Source organism: Escherichia sp. WS1118 (assembly GCF_046487695.1).
Classification (GTDB): Bacteria; Pseudomonadota; Gammaproteobacteria; order Enterobacterales; family Enterobacteriaceae; genus Escherichia; species Escherichia coli.
Genome location: NZ_JBJQIZ010000001.1, coordinates 630,198 through 647,994 on the forward strand (window position 1 = coordinate 630,198; position 17,797 = coordinate 647,994).

At 51.3% G+C, this 17,797-nt stretch carries 22 protein-coding genes; 12 read left to right on the forward strand and 10 right to left on the reverse strand.

Annotation, left to right across the window (positions count from 1 at the left end):
• From murA to mlaF, 7 genes are all read right to left on the reverse strand, one after another.
• The gene (murA, locus tag ACJHYO_RS03050; RefSeq protein WP_000357259.1) at positions 1-1,260 is read right to left on the reverse strand and encodes a UDP-N-acetylglucosamine 1-carboxyvinyltransferase; all 1,260 of its coding nucleotides are present in this window, start codon (positions 1,258-1,260) and stop codon (positions 1-3) included.
• 54 nt (positions 1,261-1,314) lie between these two features.
• On the reverse strand, positions 1,315-1,569 hold the full coding sequence (gene ibaG, locus ACJHYO_RS03055; protein ID WP_000429656.1) for a BolA family iron metabolism protein IbaG: 255 nt from the start codon (positions 1,567-1,569) through the stop codon (positions 1,315-1,317).
• 159 nt (positions 1,570-1,728) lie between these two features.
• Positions 1,729-2,022 carry a lipid asymmetry maintenance protein MlaB gene (gene mlaB / locus ACJHYO_RS03060; protein ID WP_000004487.1) on the reverse strand — a complete coding sequence of 98 codons (294 nt, stop codon included), beginning with the start codon at positions 2,020-2,022 and terminating at the stop codon, positions 1,729-1,731.
• Positions 2,022-2,657, reverse strand: coding sequence for a phospholipid-binding protein MlaC (mlaC, locus tag ACJHYO_RS03065; protein WP_000476484.1), 636 nt, complete (start codon positions 2,655-2,657; stop codon positions 2,022-2,024). The genes mlaB and mlaC overlap by 1 nt, the downstream gene beginning before the upstream one ends.
• Before the next feature lie 18 nt (positions 2,658-2,675).
• Positions 2,676-3,227, reverse strand: a complete 552-nt coding sequence (mlaD, locus tag ACJHYO_RS03070; RefSeq protein WP_001296448.1) for an outer membrane lipid asymmetry maintenance protein MlaD — start codon at positions 3,225-3,227, stop codon at positions 2,676-2,678.
• 4 nt (positions 3,228-3,231) lie between these two features.
• Entirely contained in the window at positions 3,232-4,014 is a 783-nt protein-coding gene (gene mlaE / locus ACJHYO_RS03075; protein ID WP_000925795.1) for a lipid asymmetry maintenance ABC transporter permease subunit MlaE, read from the reverse strand.
• 7 nt (positions 4,015-4,021) lie between these two features.
• The gene (gene mlaF, locus ACJHYO_RS03080; protein WP_000438245.1) at positions 4,022-4,831 is read right to left on the reverse strand and encodes a phospholipid ABC transporter ATP-binding protein MlaF; all 810 of its coding nucleotides are present in this window, start codon (positions 4,829-4,831) and stop codon (positions 4,022-4,024) included.
• 209 nt (positions 4,832-5,040) lie between these two features.
• On the opposite strand from mlaF, the gene ACJHYO_RS03085 reads away from it, so the two are divergent.
• The 12 genes from ACJHYO_RS03085 (at position 5,041) to yrbL (ending at position 13,849) form a co-directional block, all read left to right on the forward strand.
• Positions 5,041-6,018, forward strand: a complete 978-nt coding sequence (locus tag ACJHYO_RS03085) for a calcium/sodium antiporter (protein WP_094258990.1) — start codon at positions 5,041-5,043, stop codon at positions 6,016-6,018.
• 13 nt (positions 6,019-6,031) lie between these two features.
• Positions 6,032-7,018, forward strand: coding sequence for an arabinose-5-phosphate isomerase KdsD (kdsD, locus tag ACJHYO_RS03090; protein WP_085455557.1), 987 nt, complete (start codon positions 6,032-6,034; stop codon positions 7,016-7,018).
• A 20-nt stretch (positions 7,019-7,038) separates the two neighbouring features.
• Positions 7,039-7,605 (forward strand): 3-deoxy-manno-octulosonate-8-phosphatase KdsC, encoded by a 567-nt coding sequence (kdsC, locus tag ACJHYO_RS03095; protein ID WP_000030016.1) that lies wholly within the window; start codon positions 7,039-7,041, stop codon positions 7,603-7,605.
• Positions 7,602-8,177: an LPS export ABC transporter periplasmic protein LptC gene (gene lptC / locus ACJHYO_RS03100; protein ID WP_000030537.1), complete on the forward strand. Its 576-nt coding sequence runs from the start codon at positions 7,602-7,604 to the stop codon at positions 8,175-8,177. The genes kdsC and lptC overlap by 4 nt, the downstream gene beginning before the upstream one ends.
• Positions 8,146-8,703 (forward strand): lipopolysaccharide ABC transporter substrate-binding protein LptA, encoded by a 558-nt coding sequence (lptA, locus tag ACJHYO_RS03105; RefSeq protein WP_000669785.1) that lies wholly within the window; start codon positions 8,146-8,148, stop codon positions 8,701-8,703. Before lptC ends, lptA begins: the two co-directional genes overlap by 32 nt.
• Before the next feature lie 6 nt (positions 8,704-8,709).
• Complete coding sequence (gene lptB / locus ACJHYO_RS03110) at positions 8,710-9,435, forward strand: LPS export ABC transporter ATP-binding protein (protein ID WP_000224099.1); 726 nt, start codon at positions 8,710-8,712, stop codon at positions 9,433-9,435.
• Positions 9,436-9,482: 47 nt separating this feature from the next.
• Positions 9,483-10,916, forward strand: a complete 1,434-nt coding sequence (gene rpoN / locus ACJHYO_RS03115) for an RNA polymerase factor sigma-54 (RefSeq protein ID WP_000809051.1) — start codon at positions 9,483-9,485, stop codon at positions 10,914-10,916.
• Positions 10,917-10,938: 22 nt separating this feature from the next.
• Positions 10,939-11,226: a ribosome hibernation promoting factor gene (gene hpf, locus ACJHYO_RS03120; protein WP_001176599.1), complete on the forward strand. Its 288-nt coding sequence runs from the start codon at positions 10,939-10,941 to the stop codon at positions 11,224-11,226.
• Positions 11,227-11,343: 117 nt separating this feature from the next.
• Positions 11,344-11,835, forward strand: a complete 492-nt coding sequence (gene ptsN, locus ACJHYO_RS03125; protein ID WP_000183674.1) for a PTS IIA-like nitrogen regulatory protein PtsN — start codon at positions 11,344-11,346, stop codon at positions 11,833-11,835.
• 45 nt (positions 11,836-11,880) lie between these two features.
• Positions 11,881-12,735 carry an RNase adapter RapZ gene (rapZ, locus tag ACJHYO_RS03130; protein WP_000243741.1) on the forward strand — a complete coding sequence of 285 codons (855 nt, stop codon included), beginning with the start codon at positions 11,881-11,883 and terminating at the stop codon, positions 12,733-12,735.
• Positions 12,732-13,004: a PTS phosphocarrier protein NPr gene (npr, locus tag ACJHYO_RS03135; protein WP_000216791.1), complete on the forward strand. Its 273-nt coding sequence runs from the start codon at positions 12,732-12,734 to the stop codon at positions 13,002-13,004. Before rapZ ends, npr begins: the two co-directional genes overlap by 4 nt.
• 212 nt (positions 13,005-13,216) lie before the next feature.
• On the forward strand, positions 13,217-13,849 hold the full coding sequence (gene yrbL / locus ACJHYO_RS03140; protein WP_000620399.1) for a PhoP regulatory network protein YrbL: 633 nt from the start codon (positions 13,217-13,219) through the stop codon (positions 13,847-13,849).
• Here yrbL and mtgA read toward each other — a convergent pair.
• The 3 genes from mtgA to arcB form a co-directional block, all read right to left on the reverse strand.
• The gene (mtgA, locus tag ACJHYO_RS03145; protein WP_000047098.1) at positions 13,846-14,574 is read right to left on the reverse strand and encodes a monofunctional biosynthetic peptidoglycan transglycosylase; all 729 of its coding nucleotides are present in this window, start codon (positions 14,572-14,574) and stop codon (positions 13,846-13,848) included. The genes yrbL and mtgA overlap by 4 nt on opposite strands.
• Positions 14,571-15,224, reverse strand: a complete 654-nt coding sequence (gene elbB / locus ACJHYO_RS03150; RefSeq protein ID WP_001302019.1) for an isoprenoid biosynthesis glyoxalase ElbB — start codon at positions 15,222-15,224, stop codon at positions 14,571-14,573. The genes mtgA and elbB overlap by 4 nt, the downstream gene beginning before the upstream one ends.
• Positions 15,225-15,453: 229 nt before the next feature.
• Positions 15,454-17,790 carry an aerobic respiration two-component sensor histidine kinase ArcB gene (gene arcB / locus ACJHYO_RS03155; protein ID WP_000809774.1) on the reverse strand — a complete coding sequence of 779 codons (2,337 nt, stop codon included), beginning with the start codon at positions 17,788-17,790 and terminating at the stop codon, positions 15,454-15,456.
• Positions 17,791-17,797 lie beyond the last annotated feature (7 nt).

Genomic DNA, 17,797 nt, shown 5'->3' on the forward strand with positions numbered 1-17,797 from the left:
TTACTCGCCTTTCACACGCTCAATATTTGCACCTAAAGCGCGTAGTTTGTCTTCAATGCGTTCGTAGCCACGATCGATGTGATAAATACGATCAACCACCGTCGTCCCTTCCGCAATACAGCCAGCCAGCACCAGGCTTGCTGATGCACGCAGATCGGTTGCCATAACCTGTGCGCCAGAAAGTTTTTCAACACCGTGACAAATAACGGTATTGCTTTCGATTTCGGCGTGCGCGCCCATACGGCTCAGCTCTGGCACATGCATAAAGCGGTTTTCAAAGACCGTTTCGGTGATGAATCCGGTCCCTTCTGCCACCAGGTTCAACAGCGTGAACTGGGCCTGCATATCGGTCGGGAATGCCGGATGCGGCGCGGTACGTACGTTAACAGCCTTCGGACGTTTGCCATGCATATCCAGGCTAATCCAGTCTTCGCCGACTTCGATGTCCGCTCCAGCGTCACGCAGTTTCGCCAGCACGGCGTCCAGAGTATCTGGCTGCGCGTTACGGCAGATAATTTTGCCGCGAGAGATCGCCGCCGCCACCAGGAAAGTACCGGTTTCGATACGATCCGGCAGCACACGATAGACACCGCCGCCTAAACGTTCCACACCTTCGATGACGATACGATCAGTGCCCTGACCGCTAATTTTCGCACCCAGCGTAATCAGGAAGTTCGCGGTATCGACGATTTCCGGTTCACGCGCTGCGTTTTCAATAATCGTGGTGCCTTCCGCAAGGGTTGCAGCACACATGATGGTCACCGTTGCGCCAACGCTGACTTTATCCATCACGATATGTGCGCCTTTCAAACGACCATCGACGGAAGCTTTAACGTAACCTTCTTCCAGTTTGATGGTCGCGCCTAATTGTTCGAGGCCAGAAATGTGTAGATCAACCGGACGTGCGCCGATCGTACAACCGCCAGGCAGTGAAACTTGCCCCTGACCAAAGCGCGCTACCAGCGGCCCCAGCGCCCAGATAGAAGCACGCATGGTTTTAACCAGATCGTAAGGTGCGCAGAATACATTAACGTCGCGGGCATCAATATGCACAGAACCATTACGTTCTACTTTCGCACCCAGCTGGCTTAGCAGCTTCATTGATGTATCGACGTCTTTTAGTTTCGGGACGTTCTGGATCTCTACCGGTTCTTCCGCCAGTAGTGCGGCAAAAAGGATAGGCAGAGCAGCATTTTTAGCGCCGGAAATTGTGACTTCGCCCTGGAGCTTCGTTGGCCCCTGAACACGAAATTTATCCATTTAGTTTGTTCTCAGTTAACAATTCATATCCGCTACCGGCGAATCGCCCATAGCTCAAAAGCCGTTCAGTTTGCGATCGCGCGCCCACTCCGCAGGGGTATACGCTTTGATCGACACAGCATGAATGCGGTTATCCGCAATATATTCCATCAGCGGGCCATAGACCGTCTGCTGTTTTTTAACCCGACTCATGCCGTCAAACAACTCACCCACGGCAATAACCTGAAAGTGGCTGCCATCGCCGGAAACGTGGACTTCCTGGAGGGAGAGAGCGTTCATCAACACGCTCTGAATTTCATTATTTTCCATGGGATCTTCAATCATCAGTTAATAAATCAGCGAAACATCTTAGAGCAAAGTTGCGCTGGCATAAATAAGCAAAAAGCCTCGCTGATCAATCAGACAAGGCTCGACTTGCAGGCAGGTTTGCCGGACAGGCGGTTAACGCCATATCCGGCCTGAAAAAATTTAACGAGGCAGAACATCAGCAGGCAAATTATACAATTTCGCCAGGGTATACACTTTGTCGTTTACCCCCTGAAGCGTCACATTGTTGCCCTGCTTTTTCGCCAGATCGATAAGATGGAGCAGCAGTGCCAGTCCACCCGTATCCACGCGAGACACACGGCTAAGATCGATGCTGGTAATCCCCTTCACCGCTTCCTCACGTATTTCCCAAAGCGGTAGCAGAACGTCCTGATCCAGCTCTCCGGATAACGCCAGCGTGTCACCCGTCTGCATCCAGCTCAGTGACTCGCTCATTATTTTTTCTCTTCCAGAGTGATTTTCTGTTGAGAAATCGATTTCAGTTGCGCAGTCAGGCCGTCGATACCTTTGGTACGCAGCAGCGTTCCCCACTCGTTTTGTTTGGTGGTGATCATACTGACGCCTTCAGCAATCATGTCGTAAGCCTGCCAGTTGCCCGTCTGGGAGTTTTTACGCCACTGGAAGTCCAGACGCACCGGCGGGCGGCCATTCGGGTCAATAATGGTAACGCGAATCGGCACAATGGTTTTATCACCCAGCGGCTGTTCTGGCGCAATCTGATAGGTTTGACCGTGATACATCGCCAGCGCCTGACCGTAAGCCTGCTTCAGGTACTCACGGAAAGCGGCAAAGTAAGCATCACGTTGAGCTGGGGTCGCACTCTTGTAATACTGGCCCAGCACCAGCGCACCGGCGTATTTCACCTGTACGTATGGCAACAGTTCCTGATCAACAATGGTACGCAGATAATCCGGGTTGGCCCGAATTTGCGGTTGCTCATTCTTCAGGCGATCGAACGTTTTCTGCGCCGCCTCGTCCATCAGCTTATACGGATTGGTCTGGTCTGCCGCGGTTGCCGCACTCAGCGGTGCAATCACCAGCAAAGCGACCATCATTAAACGTTTAAACATGCGTCGGTTCTCCTGAAATTATTTCGTTGTACCCACAGGTTCAGTGGTTTCATTATTACCTGGCGCAGCAGCTGGCGCATCGCCACTATTCTTATTGTCATCGCCTTTACTACCGTAAAGGAACTGACCAATGAGATCTTCCAGCACCATCGCAGACTTGGTGTCCTGAATTGTATCGCCATCCTTCAGGATAGCAGTCCCCAGTTCCGGGTCTTCAAAACCGACGTTTAATGCCAGATATTGTTCCCCCAGCAGGCCGGAAGTACGAATGCTCAGCGAACTGGTATCAGGAATGTGGTTATAACGTTGTTCAATTTCCAGCGTTACGCGCGGCAGATAGGTTTTCGGGTCCAGCGTAATATCCGCCACCCGGCCCACAACAACGCCACCAATGCTGACCGGAGAGCGCGCTTTCAGGCCGCCAATGTTATCGAACGTCGCATAAAGCGTATAGGTCGGTTCAGTACGTATAGACGTCACGTTCGCTGCCTTCAGGCAAACAAACAGCGCCGCAAGCAGTGCTGCTAATAAAAAGATACCCACCCAAATTTCATTTTTTTTCGTTTGCATGAACTCAATTCCCAAACATCAATGCGGTCAGCACAAAATCCAGCCCCAGAACAGCCAGAGACGAGTGGACAACGGTGCGAGTGGTTGCCCGGCTAATCCCGGCAGACGTCGGGATGGCGTCGTAGCCGTTAAACAACGAAATCCACGTCACCGTGATGGCGAACACCACGCTCTTAATCAGACAGTTGACGAGATCCATACGCCAGTCGACGGCATTTTGCATTGCCGACCAGAAGAACCCACTATCAATGCCTTTCCAACTGACGCCGACCAGCGATCCGCCCCAGATCCCCACGGCGACGAAGATAACCGTCAACAGTGGTAATGAAATAACTCCAGCCCAGAAACGGGGAGAAATAACCCGACGCAGCGGATCCACCGCCATCATCTCCATACTGGAGAGTTGCTCTGTAGCGCGCATCAGGCCGATTTCTGCGGTTAGCGCCGAACCAGCACGCCCGGCAAACAACAACGCGGCAACCACCGGCCCCAGTTCACGCAGTAGCGATAACGCCACCAGCATACCCAGACTGGTTTCCGCACTATAAGTGGTCAGAACCAGATAACCTTGCAGCCCCAACACCATTCCGATGAACACGCCAGAAACCACAATAATCAGCATCGACAGGACGCCGACATTATAGAGCTGGCGCACCAGCAGCGGTGCATGTTTGCGAAATTCCGGTTTGCCGACCAGCGCATTGAATAACATTAACCCGGCCCGCCCGAACGTTCTCAGGGTTTTAATCCCTTTATGTCCGAGCGACGCCAGCGCATTTAACAGCATGAGTGGCTTAACTCCCTGGTAAAAGATCAGCGTGATAATCGCCGGCAGGATAGCGGAACGGAACAGGCCCGTCAGCTATCCCGTCCAGAAACTGACGTACGCGCGGATCAGGATTCGCCTGCAACGCCTGGGCACTGCCATGAGCGACAATTTTTTTGTCCGCCAGGATCCAGGCGTGATCCGCAATACTTAACACTTCCGGCACATCGTGAGAAACCACCACACAAGTCACGCCCAGCGCGCTGTTCAGCTCAGAAATCAGCTTCACCAGCACGCCCATGGTAATGGGATCTTGCCCAACAAAGGGCTCATCAAACATGATGAGATCCGGCTCCAGCGCAATCGCACGTGCCAGCGCTGCACGCCGCGCCATCCCACCGGAAAGTTCAGAAGGCATAAGTTTAGCCGCTCCACGCAGCCCCACGGCCTCCAGCTTCATCATCACCGTACTATGCAACAATGGCGCGGGAAGTTGGGTATGTTCCCGCAGTGGATAGGCGACGTTGTCAAATACGTTCATATCAGTGAACAACGCCCCGGACTGAAATAACATGCTCATCCGTTTGCGCACTGTATACAGGCGCGAACGAGACATCGCCGGAATATTCTCACCATCGAAAAGGATCTCACCATGATCTGGTGCGATTTGCCCGCCAATCAGACGGAGTAGCGTCGTTTTACCGATGCCCGATGGCCCCATGATCGCCGTGATCTTCCCTCGCGGCACGGTCAGGGAAATATTATCGAAGATGCAGCGATTGCCACGCGTAAAACTGACATCGCGCATATCGACTAAATTCGCCACAGACTGCTCCATAATTCACCCTTCGTCTTGCGTTGATTTTCTAAGCATGGCGCTCAATTTAACCTTGAACCCAACATATTTACAGAATATTACCCGCCGTGGTTAGCGAAAGCTGGCATTTGTTTTACTTTTTAGCCGCATAAAGTCAAAATTAAGAATCCGTTACGGCTTTCTGAAAATCTTCAGCGGACCGGCGAGTATACCTGAAGAAAGGACGTTAGATGCTTTTAGCTACGGCACTGTTAATTGTTGGTTTACTTTTGGTCGTTTACAGTGCCGACCGCCTGGTTTTTGCCGCGTCTATTCTTTGCCGAACCTTTGGCATCCCGCCGCTAATCATCGGCATGACGGTGGTCAGTATTGGTACATCGTTACCAGAAATCATCGTCTCGCTTGCCGCGTCTCTGCACGAACAACGCGATTTAGCCGTTGGTACAGCCCTCGGCTCAAACATTATCAATATATTGCTGATCCTCGGTCTGGCTGCGCTGGTTCGTCCTTTTACCGTCCATTCTGATGTTCTACGCCGTGAATTACCCTTAATGTTGTTGGTCAGCGTGGTGGCCGGTTCCGTACTCTATGACGGACAACTTAGTCGCAGCGATGGTATCTTTCTCCTCTTTCTGGCTGTGCTATGGCTGCTGTTCATTGTTAAACTTGCACGTAAGGCTGAACGTCAGGGGACTGACAGCCTGACCAGAGAGCAGCTTGCAGAGCTGCCGCGTGACGGCGGATTGCCCGTCGCGTTTTTATGGCTCGGCATTGCGCTTATCATCATGCCAGTGGCCACGCGGATGGTGGTTGATAACGCCACGGTGCTGGCGAATTACTTTGCCATCAGCGAGTTGACGATGGGTCTGACGGCAATTGCTATCGGAACCAGCCTGCCGGAACTGGCAACCGCAATAGCGGGGGTTCGCAAAGGTGAAAACGACATTGCTGTCGGAAATATTATTGGCGCAAACATCTTTAATATTGTCATCGTGTTGGGTTTACCCGCGCTGATAACGCCAGGAGAGATTGATCCACTGGCGTACAGTCGTGACTACAGCGTGATGTTGCTGGTGAGCATTATTTTTGCGTTGCTGTGCTGGCGGCGCTCCCCGCAATCGGGCCGTGGTGTAGGGGTATTATTAACTGGCGGATTTATCGTATGGCTGGCGATGTTGTACTGGTTATCGCCAATACTCGTTGAATAACTGGAAACGTATTATGTCGCACGTAGAGTTACAACCGGGTTTTGACTTTCAGCAAGCAGGTAAAGAAGTCCTGGCGATTGAACGTGAATGCCTGGCGGAGCTTGATCAATACATCAATCAGAATTTCACGCTTGCCTGTGAAAAGATGTTCTGGTGTAAAGGGAAAGTTGTCGTCATGGGGATGGGGAAATCGGGGCACATCGGGCACAAAATGGCGGCAACGTTTGCCAGCACCGGTACACCTTCATTTTTCGTCCATCCTGGTGAAGCCGCGCATGGTGATTTAGGCATGGTCACCCCACAGGATGTGGTGATTGCTATCTCTAACTCAGGTGAATCCAGCGAAATCACGGCCTTAATTCCAGTGCTTAAGCGTCTTCACGTACCGTTAATCTGCATCACCGGTCGCCCGGAGAGCAGCATGGCGCGCGCCGCAGATGTGCATCTGTGTGTTAAAGTAGCGAAAGAAGCCTGTCCGTTAGGGCTGGCACCGACCAGCAGCACCACCGCCACGCTGGTTATGGGCGATGCCCTCGCTGTCGCGCTGTTAAAAGCACGCGGCTTTACTGCTGAAGATTTTGCGCTCTCACACCCAGGCGGCGCACTGGGTCGTAAACTTCTGCTGCGCGTAAACGATATTATGCATACGGGCGATGAGATCCCGCATGTTAAGAAAACGGCCAGTCTGCGTGACGCATTGCTGGAAGTTACCCGCAAAAATCTTGGTATGACTGTCATTTGCGATGACAATATGATGATTGAAGGCATCTTTACCGACGGTGATTTACGCCGTGTCTTCGATATGGGCGTGGATGTTCGTCAGTTAAGTATTGCCGATGTGATGACGCCGGGGGGAATACGTGTGCGCCCTGGCATTCTGGCCGTTGAGGCACTGAACTTAATGCAGTCCCGCCATATCACCTCCGTGATGGTTGCCGATGGCGACCATTTACTCGGTGTGTTACATATGCATGATTTACTGCGTGCAGGCGTAGTGTAAAGATTCAAGGATAAACAACAATGAGCAAAGCAGGTGCGTCGCTTGCGACCTGTTACGGCCCTGTCAGCGCCGACGTTATGGCAAAAGCAGAGAACATTCGTCTGCTGATCCTCGACGTTGATGGCGTACTGTCAGATGGCCTGATTTATATGGGCAATAACGGCGAAGAGCTGAAAGCGTTCAATGTTCGTGACGGTTATGGCATTCGTTGTGCGCTCACCTCTGATATTGAAGTCGCTATCATTACCGGGCGAAAGGCTAAACTGGTAGAAGATCGTTGTGCCACATTGGGGATCACTCACTTGTATCAGGGGCAGTCAAACAAACTGATCGCCTTTAGCGATCTGCTGGAAAAACTGGCGATTGCCCCGGAAAATGTGGCTTATGTCGGCGATGATCTCATCGACTGGCCGGTAATGGAAAAAGTGGGTTTAAGCGTCGCCGTGGCCGATGCGCATCCACTGTTGATCCCGCGCGCCGATTACGTAACGCGCATTGCTGGCGGTCGTGGCGCAGTGCGAGAAGTTTGCGACTTATTACTCCTGGCGCAGGGCAAACTGGATGAAGCCAAAGGGCAATCGATATGAGTAAAGCCAGACGTTGGGTTATCATTGTGCTATCACTGGCGGTTCTGGTGATGATCGGCATTAATATGGCCGAAAAAGACGATACCGCCCAGGTGGTCGTCAACAACAATGATCCCACCTATAAAAGCGAGCATACGGACACACTCGTCTATAACCCAGAAGGGGCACTAAGCTATCGATTGATTGCTCAACACGTTGAATATTATTCCGATCAGGCCGTTTCGTGGTTTACGCAGCCGGTACTTACCACGTTTGATAAGGATAAAATCCCGACATGGTCCGTAAAAGCAGATAAAGCCAAGCTGACCAATGACCGGATGCTCTATTTATATGGACACGTTGAAGTCAATGCACTCGTGCCGGACTCTCAACTTCGCAGAATCACGACGGATAACGCGCAGATCAATCTGGTGACGCAGGATGTTACCTCTGAAGACCTCGTCACGTTATACGGAACAACATTTAACTCCAGCGGTCTGAAAATGCGCGGCAACTTACGCAGCAAGAACGCCGAGCTGATTGAAAAGGTTAGAACATCCTATGAAATTCAAAACAAACAAACTCAGCCTTAATCTTGTGCTTGCCAGCTCACTTCTGGCCGCCAGCATTCCGGCATTTGCCGTAACCGGAGATACTGATCAGCCGATCCACATTGAATCGGACCAGCAATCTCTTGATATGCAAGGCAACGTGGTTACCTTTACCGGCAATGTCATCGTCACCCAGGGCACCATCAAAATTAATGCCGACAAAGTGGTCGTTACCCGTCCGGGCGGCGAACAAGGTAAAGAAGTGATTGACGGCTACGGTAAACCGGCAACGTTCTACCAGATGCAGGACAACGGTAAACCCGTTGAAGGTCACGCTTCCCAGATGCACTACGAACTGGCAAAAGATTTTGTCGTTCTGACGGGTAATGCTTATCTGCAGCAGGTCGATAGCAACATTAAGGGCGATAAGATCACTTACCTGGTGAAAGAGCAGAAAATGCAGGCTTTCAGCGACAAAGGCAAGCGCGTAACCACCGTTCTGGTGCCGTCGCAGCTGCAGGACAAAAACAATAAAGGCCAGACCCCGGCACAGAAGAAGGGTAATTAATTCGTTATGGCAACATTAACTGCAAAGAACCTTGCAAAAGCCTATAAAGGCCGTCGCGTGGTAGAAGACGTCAGCCTGACCGTCAACTCCGGGGAAATTGTCGGTCTGCTGGGGCCAAACGGTGCCGGTAAGACCACCACTTTCTACATGGTTGTTGGCATTGTGCCGCGCGATGCGGGCAACATCATTATTGATGATGACGATATCAGTCTGCTGCCTCTGCATGCACGCGCGCGCCGCGGTATCGGCTATCTGCCGCAGGAAGCCTCCATTTTCCGTCGCCTCAGCGTTTACGATAACCTGATGGCGGTACTGCAAATTCGTGACGACTTGTCTGCTGAACAACGTGAAGACCGCGCGAACGAGCTGATGGAAGAGTTTCACATTGAGCACCTGCGTGACAGCATGGGGCAGTCACTCTCCGGGGGTGAACGTCGCCGTGTAGAAATTGCCCGCGCACTGGCTGCGAATCCGAAATTTATTCTGCTCGACGAACCGTTTGCCGGGGTTGACCCGATCTCGGTTATCGACATTAAACGCATCATTGAGCACCTGCGCGACAGCGGCCTGGGCGTACTGATCACTGACCACAACGTGCGTGAAACACTGGCGGTTTGTGAACGCGCTTATATCGTCAGTCAGGGGCATTTGATCGCCCACGGCACGCCTACAGAAATCTTACAAGACGAACACGTTAAGCGTGTATACCTTGGGGAAGACTTCAGACTCTGATAGGGTAGAAGTTTGCGACGTTTTAGCAGGAGAGTACGATTCTGAACATGAAGCAAGGTTTGCAACTCAGGCTTAGCCAACAACTGGCGATGACGCCACAGCTCCAACAGGCAATTCGTCTGTTGCAGTTGTCGACGCTGGAACTTCAGCAGGAGCTACAGCAGGCGCTGGAGAGCAATCCGCTGCTTGAGCAAATCGACACTCATGAAGAAATCGACACCCGCGAAACGCAAGACAGTGAAACACTGGACACCGCCGACGCGCTCGAACAAAAAGAGATGCCGGAAGAGCTGCCGCTCGATGCCAGTTGGGACACCATTTACACCGCTGGTACACCATCCGGCACCAGCGGTGACTACATTGACGACGAGCTGCCGGTCTATCAGGGCGAAACGACACAGACCTTACAGGATTACCTGATGTGGCAGGTCGAGTTGACACCGTTTTCCGACACTGACCGCGCTATTGCTACCTCTATCGTCGATGCCGTTGATGACACCGGTTATCTGACTGTCCCGCTGGAAGATATTCTCGAAAGTATGGGCGATGAAGAGATTGACATCGACGAAGTTGAAGCCGTCCTTAAGCGGATCCAACGGTTTGATCCGGTCGGTGTGGCGGCAAAAGATCTGCGTGACTGCCTGCTGATCCAACTCTCCCAATTCGATAAGACCACGCCATGGCTGGAAGAGGCAAGACTGATCATTAGCGATCATCTCGATCTATTAGCCAATCATGACTTCCGCACTTTAATGCGCGTCACGCGTCTGAAAGAAGATGTGCTGAAAGAAGCCGTCAATCTGATCCAGTCGCTCGATCCGCGCCCCGGGCAGTCGATCCAGACTGGCGAACCTGAATATGTCATTCCAGATGTGCTGGTGCGTAAGCATAACGGTCACTGGACGGTAGAACTCAACAGTGACAGCATTCCGCGTTTGCAAATCAACCAGCACTACGCCTCGATGTGCAATAACGCGCGCAACGATGGTGATAGCCAGTTTATCCGCAGCAATCTGCAGGATGCCAAATGGTTGATCAAGAGTCTGGAAAGCCGTAACGATACGCTACTGCGCGTGAGTCGCTGTATCGTTGAACAGCAGCAAGCCTTCTTTGAGCAAGGCGAAGAATATATGAAACCGATGGTACTGGCTGATATCGCCCAGGCCGTCGAGATGCATGAATCGACGATATCTCGCGTGACCACGCAAAAATACCTGCATAGTCCACGAGGCATTTTTGAACTGAAGTATTTCTTTTCCAGTCACGTCAATACCGAGGGCGGCGGCGAAGCTTCCTCCACGGCGATTCGTGCGCTGGTGAAGAAATTAATCGCGGCGGAAAACCCAGCGAAACCGTTGAGCGACAGCAAGTTAACCTCTTTGCTGTCGGAACAAGGTATCATGGTGGCACGCCGCACTGTTGCGAAGTACCGAGAGTCTTTATCCATTCCGCCGTCAAACCAGCGTAAACAGCTCGTTTGACCCAACCGATAAGGAAGACACTATGCAGCTCAACATTACCGGAAATAACGTCGAGATCACCGAGGCACTGCGCGAGTTTGTTACAGCCAAATTTGCCAAACTTGAGCAATATTTTGACCGAATCAACCAGGTCTATGTTGTTCTGAAAGTGGAGAAAGTCACCCACACCTCAGATGCAACACTGCATGTAAACGGTGGTGAAATTCATGCCAGCGCGGAAGGTCAGGACATGTACGCTGCCATTGATGGCTTAATTGATAAGCTGGCACGCCAGTTGACCAAACATAAAGATAAACTGAAACAACACTAATTGTCCGGGCAATTAGCATGTGCATGGCGGCCTGTTGTGCGGCACAACGGGCCATTTGTACGGTTAATGCTCCGAGCCTGTTCCACTGTTTGAGTGGGCAGGTTCTTAGGTGAAATTATGACAAATAATGATACAACTCTACAGCTTAGCAGTGTTCTTAACAGGGAATGTACGCGAAGCCGCGTCCACTGTCAGAGCAAAAAACGCGCCCTGGAAATCATCAGCGAGCTGGCAGCGAAACAACTTAGCCTGGCGCCCCAGGTGGTTTTTGAAGCTATCCTGACGCGGGAAAAAATGGGCAGTACCGGTATCGGCAATGGTATTGCCATTCCGCATGGCAAACTGGAAGAAGATACTCTGCGCGCCGTTGGCGTTTTCGTTCAGCTCGAAACGCCTATAGCTTTCGATGCCATCGACAACCAACCGGTGGACTTACTTTTTGCCCTGCTGGTGCCGGCAGACCAAACTAAAACGCACCTGCATACTCTGTCGCTGGTAGCGAAACGTCTGGCGGACAAAACCATCTGCCGCCGTTTACGCGCAGCCCAGAGCGATGAAGAGCTGTATCAAATCATTACGGATACCGAAGGTACTCCGGATGAAGCGTAGTTATTCGGTAATGTCTCTTTTAGACGTTGTGAGGAGAAACAGTACATGGTACTGATGATCGTCAGCGGACGTTCAGGTTCAGGTAAATCTGTCGCCCTGCGTGCGCTGGAAGATATGGGTTTTTACTGCGTGGATAACCTTCCCGTAGTGTTGTTACCCGATCTGGCTCGAACTCTGGCCGATCGAGAGATTTCTGCCGCCGTCAGCATTGATGTTCGTAATATGCCGGAGTCACCAGAAATATTCGAACAGGCGATGAGTAACCTGCCTGACGCTTTCTCACCGCAACTACTGTTCCTGGATGCCGACCGTAATACCTTAATTCGTCGTTACAGTGACACGCGCCGACTGCATCCGCTTTCCAGCAAAAACCTGTCGCTGGAAAGTGCTATCGACAAAGAAAGCGATTTGCTGGAGCCTCTGCGTTCGCGAGCGGATCTGATTGTCGATACCTCAGAAATGTCCGTTCACGAGCTGGCAGAAATGCTGCGTACCCGTCTGCTGGGTAAACGTGAACGTGAACTGACCATGGTCTTTGAGTCTTTCGGCTTCAAACACGGTATCCCTATCGATGCAGATTACGTCTTTGACGTGCGCTTCTTGCCGAACCCGCACTGGGATCCGAAACTGCGTCCAATGACAGGTCTTGATAAACCTGTCGCCGCGTTCCTCGACCGCCACACAGAAGTACACAATTTTATCTACCAGACGCGAAGCTATCTTGAGCTATGGTTACCTATGCTGGAAACCAACAACCGTAGCTACCTGACGGTCGCCATTGGTTGTACCGGCGGGAAGCACCGTTCGGTGTATATTGCAGAGCAACTGGCAGACTACTTCCGTTCGCGCGGTAAAAACGTCCAGTCACGCCATCGGACGCTGGAAAAACGTAAACCATGACCGTCAAGCAAACTGTTGAAATCACAAACAAGCTGGGCATGCATGCCCGGCCTGCAATGAAGCTGTTTGAATTAATGCAGGGTTTTGACGCTGAAGTGCTGTTACGTAATGACGAAGGCACCGAGGCTGAAGCCAACAGCGTTATTGCGCTGCTGATGTTGGATTCTGCCAAAGGACGGCAGATTGAAGTTGAAGCGACCGGTCCACAGGAAGAGGAAGCACTGGCCGCCGTTATCGCCCTCTTTAACTCTGGTTTTGATGAAGATTAATCTTCATCACTTTGACATTCAAATCCCTTCAAGCTCCCCCGGCAATAAGAAAAGCGCGTACTGAAATCGTTATCAATCAACGTCGATTGTACATTTCGTGCGCTTTTTACTTTCAGAAGAACCTTAAGAAAACCTTAAGAAGCATTGTTTAGATTTCGTTTAAGTTAATCGACCATACTGGAGATCGTCAGAAAATATTTCCAGGAGATGGCATGATTCGCTTATCTGAACAAAGTCCCCTGGGCACCGGAAGACATCGGAAATGTTATGCGCATCCGGAAGATGCCCAACGCTGTATTAAGATTGTCTACCATCGTGGCGATGGTGGCGATAAAGAGATCCGCCGTGAGTTAAAGTACTACGCGCATCTTGGTCGCCGGTTAAAAGACTGGAGTGGAATACCGCGCTATCACGGTACCGTTGAGACGGATTGCGGAACCGGTTATGTCTACGATGTGATTGCAGATTTTGACGGCAAACCCTCCATTACGCTGACCGAATTTGCTGAACAATGCCGTTACGAAGAAGACATTGCACAACTGCGCCAGATACTGAAACAGCTGAAGCGTTATTTGCAGGATAACCGTATCGTGACGATGTCGCTGAAGCCGCAGAATATCCTCTGTCACCGCATCAGTGAGTCAGAGGTTATCCCCGTCGTCTGCGACAACATTGGTGAAAGCACATTGATTCCACTGGCGACCTGGTCGAAGTGGTGTTGTCTGCGTAAGCAAGAGCGGTTATGGAAACGATTTATCGCCCAACCGGCGCTGACTATTGCCCTGCAGAAAGATCTGCAACCTCGTGAAAGCAAAACGCTGACCCTCACTTCGCGCGAAGCTTAATCCAGCTGGTGTTGTTGCATAAACGACTCACCGCCTAACTGATACATCTGCCGTAAAATCCACGCCTGACGGCTACGCACGTAGCCCGATGGCGCGGAGACTTTGAAACGAAGTGGATTAGGTAATACAGCTGCCAGTAATGCAGCTTCCGACCGGGTAAGCTTGCTCGCGGGTTTGTGGAAATAACGTTGTGCCGCAGCTTCGACGCCAAACACACCGTCGCCAAATTCGGCGATATTCAGGTAAACCGTCAGGATACGCTTTTTGCTCCAGACCGTTTCTATCCCCAGCGTTAATCCAGCTTCCAGCCCTTTTCGAACCCAGCTACGCCCATCCCATAAAAAGAGATTTTTGGCAGTCTGCTGAGAAATCGTTGAAGCACCGCGAATACGGTTTTCATTGCGCTCGTTGTGCGCCAGGGCTTTCTCAATGGAAGCGACATCAAAGCCCCAGTGCTCAGGAAATGTCTGATCTTCTGCGGCAATCACCGCCAGTCCCATCCACGGCGAGATTTGATCCATACTGACCCAGTCAGAATGTGCCACGTAACGAAAATTGCCATGCAGCCAGGCGCTGACCTGTCGCTCGACCATTACCGCTGAGAAAGGAACAGGCGCAACGCTAAACAACGCGATGCCCCCGCCCCAAAAAACGGCGAGGACAACCATTAACCGCAAAAGAAAACGGCGAACGAAACTAAACACCGTTAAGCGGCTTTTACTCATTCAGCCAGAACCAGCACGCGGGAAACCAGCTTATCAATGCCGCTCGCCGCTTCTGCAATGTTCTGCGCCAGCATATATGCCGGGGTGGTGACAATCTTATTGTCTTCATCAACCACGATATCATCGACAGGACACGGCACATGCTCCGCGCCCATCTCTTCCAGCACTTCTGCGGTATCAATATCAGTACCGATGGTCAAACGCAGCGGGAAATCGAAAATTTTCGGCAGCATCGCCGGGGCAATACACATAAAACCAAGCGGTTTTCCGGCCTGATGCATCGCTTGTGCCAGCGCCTTTAATTCACGGTCAACGGTGCATTCGCGACCAAGACTGGCAAAATTGCTTAAATTCTTCGCCGCGCCAAACCCCCCCGGCACAATCAACGCATCCAGTTCAGCGGCATCGGCCTGGGCCAGAGGACGGATTTCACCGCGCGTTATTCGTGCCGCTTCAATCAGCACATTGCGCGTTTCCGTCATCGCTTCGCCCGTTAAATGGTTGATAACATCAACCTGCTGCTTATCCGGTGCAAAGCAGACCGCCTGCGCACCGCTGCGTGAAATAGCTAACAACGTCAACACCGCTTCATGAATTTCAGAACCGTCATAAACGCCGCATCCGCTCAGAATTACGCCAATTTTCTTCATTGTGATCATCCTTTCGCAATTGACTGAAACACATTAATTTTTTTAATAAAAATGCTACGCATCACACATTTAACTGATTCATGTAACAAATCATTTAAGTTTTGCTATCTTAACTGCGTGCGGCCTGAAAAACAGTGCTGTGCCCTTGTAACTCATCATAATAATTTACGGCGCAGCCAAGATTTCCCTGGTGTTGGCGCAGTATTCGCGCACCCCGGTCTAGCCGGGGTCATTTTTTAGTGGCTTTTGCCACCCACGCTTTCAGTACTTCTACGTCGTGACGCCACTCTTCTTTCATCTCTTCAATCCATTCACCGACGTTATCTTCCCAGGCGGGAAGGTCAGGAGACTGAATTTGCTGACCCAGCTGTTGCAGATGGCGTAACCCCACTGACCCCGCCGCACCTTTAATTTTATGTCCTTCCTCAACAATGCCTTTTTTATCCTGCGCCGTCAGATTCGACTCCAGCACGCTGACATAGCCCGGCATCATCTTCTCAAACACCGCTAACCCGTCGGTGATCAGCTTCGGTCCTACAAGTTCGAGATACTGTTCCAGCATGGGAATATCGAGCAATGCTTCTGATTTACTGTTCTCTTCTGTCGTCACCGTACTTTCCTCATCATCCTGGGTATCCCAGAATTTCTTGATCATCGCGGTTAGCGCCGGAACAGAAAGCGGCTTACTCAGCACATCATCCATTCCAGCATTGAGGTACTCTTGTTTGTCTTTCAGCACGTTAGCGGTTAAGGCCACCAGCGGTGGTAAATCCTCGCGCGGATAACGCTTCGTCAGTTCACGAGAGATATCCAGCCCGGTCATATCTGGCAACTGAATATCCAGCAACACCAGGTCGTATTCGCCCGGTTTAAACATCTCCAGCGCCGCCTTGCCGGTCATGGCGACATCAACGCTGTTACCTAATTTTTCCAGCACAGAGCGTGCGACAATCACGTTCAGTTCAATGTCTTCCACCAGCAGCACATTCAGCGCCGGTAAAGGCATATCGTCTTCATCAAACGCATCATCAACCTCTTCTGCTACCGACGGTGCGTGGATCGTCAACGTAAAGGTTGAACCTTTGCCCTGTTCGCTGGTAACCGTAATATCGCCGCCCATATTTTTCGCCAGACGACGAGAAACGGCCAGACCAATACCGGTGCCGGTGGCAGGTTTACCGCCATGACTGTCTTTCACCTGGTAATACATGGCGAAGATTTTATCCAGCTCATCCTGCGGAATGCCGATACCAGAGTCTTCCACTTCAAAATGCAGCATATCGCCTTCATCGTAGCGCACGCGCACGGTAACCTGGCCTTGCTGAGTGAATTTGACGGCGTTACTGATGAGGTTCCACAAGATCTGCCGTAAACGCGTCCCGTCGGTAATGACCTGATGCGGTAATGGCAGCGTCGGCTCCAGATTAAAGCGCAATCCTTTTTGTTGCGCCTGCAATGCGGAGAGATTTTCCAGATCGGCAAGGAAGCTGGTGAAATCAACCGGCTGATTATCAAGCTGGACCTTACGCCGTTCCATCTTATCCATGTCGATAATATCGTTGAAGATATTCCCGAGCGTGACGGCCGAAACATGGATGGTTTTGAGATATTTTTCCTGCTCGGCGGTGAGTTCGGTATCCAGCAGAATGCGGCTCAGGCCGACGATACCATTCAGCGGTGTACGCAATTCGTGACTGATGGTGGAGATAAACGTCGTTTTGTCGCGGCTGGCCCGTTCAAGCGCATCCTGATACCGCTTACGCTCGGTAATGTCGCGACCAAAGCCCATCAAACCGTGACGTTTACCCACGCGGTCGTAGTACGGTACTTTACGGATTTCAAAGCAGGCTTTGCGTCCGTCGGGATAATCCAGCCACTGCTCATAGGTCAGTGACACATTATGACGGAACACTTTTTCATCGGTTTCAATGACTTTCGCAGCGGCTTCCGGTGAGTAAACATCAGCAGGTTTCAGGTGAACCAGTTGTTTTTCGCTTTTTCCGGTCAGCAGCTCCATCGCGCGGTTACAGCCGGAAAACTCTTTATCTTCGTTACGATAAAAAACCAGGTCGGGTGAAGCGTCAAGGAAGGAACGTAAGAATGAGGATTGCTGCTCGAGCTGAATTTGTGTCTCTTCGCGCTCTTTGATTTCAATTTTCAGTTGGCCGAAGGTTTCCTGCAGTTCTGCTTCCGCTTTTTCACGAACGGCGATTTCCTGATTTAGCTGGGCAATATTATCTTTTAACTGAACGTTGAGGCTCAAATCGCGCTCGCGCATCTCCTCCAGTTTTTGCACCAGTCGTGACAGACGTTGTCGTGACTCCTCCAGTTGCTCGACGACCACCGATAGAAAGTAGACCGCCCACGGCGTAATCAGCAAACCAAAGAAGATAGAACGAATAACATCAATGCTTTCGACCTGGCCATGCAGCACCATGGTTACCGCCATTTGTACCACAATGGCAAGAACGACGAGGGCCAGCGCCAGCAACATTGAGAAGCGCACCAGACCTAACTTCATCATCAGGTCAACATAATACTGCGCCAGCAGACGAATTTGCTTCATTAGGGAA

Coding starts and splice junctions, on each gene's coding strand:
- ptsN (WP_000183674.1), top strand. CDS start 11,344: ATGACAAATAATGATACAACTCTACAGCTTAGCAGTGTTCTTAACAGG.
- npr (WP_000216791.1), top strand. CDS start 12,732: ATGACCGTCAAGCAAACTGTTGAAATCACAAACAAGCTGGGCATGCAT.
- ACJHYO_RS03085 (WP_094258990.1), top strand. CDS start 5,041: ATGCTTTTAGCTACGGCACTGTTAATTGTTGGTTTACTTTTGGTCGTT.
- yrbL (WP_000620399.1), top strand. CDS start 13,217: ATGATTCGCTTATCTGAACAAAGTCCCCTGGGCACCGGAAGACATCGG.
- mlaE (WP_000925795.1), bottom strand. CDS start 4,014: ATGCTGTTAAATGCGCTGGCGTCGCTCGGACATAAAGGGATTAAAACC.
- kdsD (WP_085455557.1), top strand. CDS start 6,032: ATGTCGCACGTAGAGTTACAACCGGGTTTTGACTTTCAGCAAGCAGGT.
- rpoN (WP_000809051.1), top strand. CDS start 9,483: ATGAAGCAAGGTTTGCAACTCAGGCTTAGCCAACAACTGGCGATGACG.
- lptB (WP_000224099.1), top strand. CDS start 8,710: ATGGCAACATTAACTGCAAAGAACCTTGCAAAAGCCTATAAAGGCCGT.
- arcB (WP_000809774.1), bottom strand. CDS start 17,790: ATGAAGCAAATTCGTCTGCTGGCGCAGTATTATGTTGACCTGATGATG.
- lptC (WP_000030537.1), top strand. CDS start 7,602: ATGAGTAAAGCCAGACGTTGGGTTATCATTGTGCTATCACTGGCGGTT.
- rapZ (WP_000243741.1), top strand. CDS start 11,881: ATGGTACTGATGATCGTCAGCGGACGTTCAGGTTCAGGTAAATCTGTC.
- kdsC (WP_000030016.1), top strand. CDS start 7,039: ATGAGCAAAGCAGGTGCGTCGCTTGCGACCTGTTACGGCCCTGTCAGC.
- lptA (WP_000669785.1), top strand. CDS start 8,146: ATGAAATTCAAAACAAACAAACTCAGCCTTAATCTTGTGCTTGCCAGC.
- murA (WP_000357259.1), bottom strand. CDS start 1,260: ATGGATAAATTTCGTGTTCAGGGGCCAACGAAGCTCCAGGGCGAAGTC.
- mlaD (WP_001296448.1), bottom strand. CDS start 3,227: ATGCAAACGAAAAAAAATGAAATTTGGGTGGGTATCTTTTTATTAGCA.
- mtgA (WP_000047098.1), bottom strand. CDS start 14,574: ATGAGTAAAAGCCGCTTAACGGTGTTTAGTTTCGTTCGCCGTTTTCTT.
- mlaC (WP_000476484.1), bottom strand. CDS start 2,657: ATGTTTAAACGTTTAATGATGGTCGCTTTGCTGGTGATTGCACCGCTG.
- ibaG (WP_000429656.1), bottom strand. CDS start 1,569: ATGGAAAATAATGAAATTCAGAGCGTGTTGATGAACGCTCTCTCCCTC.
- mlaF (WP_000438245.1), bottom strand. CDS start 4,831: ATGGAGCAGTCTGTGGCGAATTTAGTCGATATGCGCGATGTCAGTTTT.
- hpf (WP_001176599.1), top strand. CDS start 10,939: ATGCAGCTCAACATTACCGGAAATAACGTCGAGATCACCGAGGCACTG.
- mlaB (WP_000004487.1), bottom strand. CDS start 2,022: ATGAGCGAGTCACTGAGCTGGATGCAGACGGGTGACACGCTGGCGTTA.
- elbB (WP_001302019.1), bottom strand. CDS start 15,224: ATGAAGAAAATTGGCGTAATTCTGAGCGGATGCGGCGTTTATGACGGT.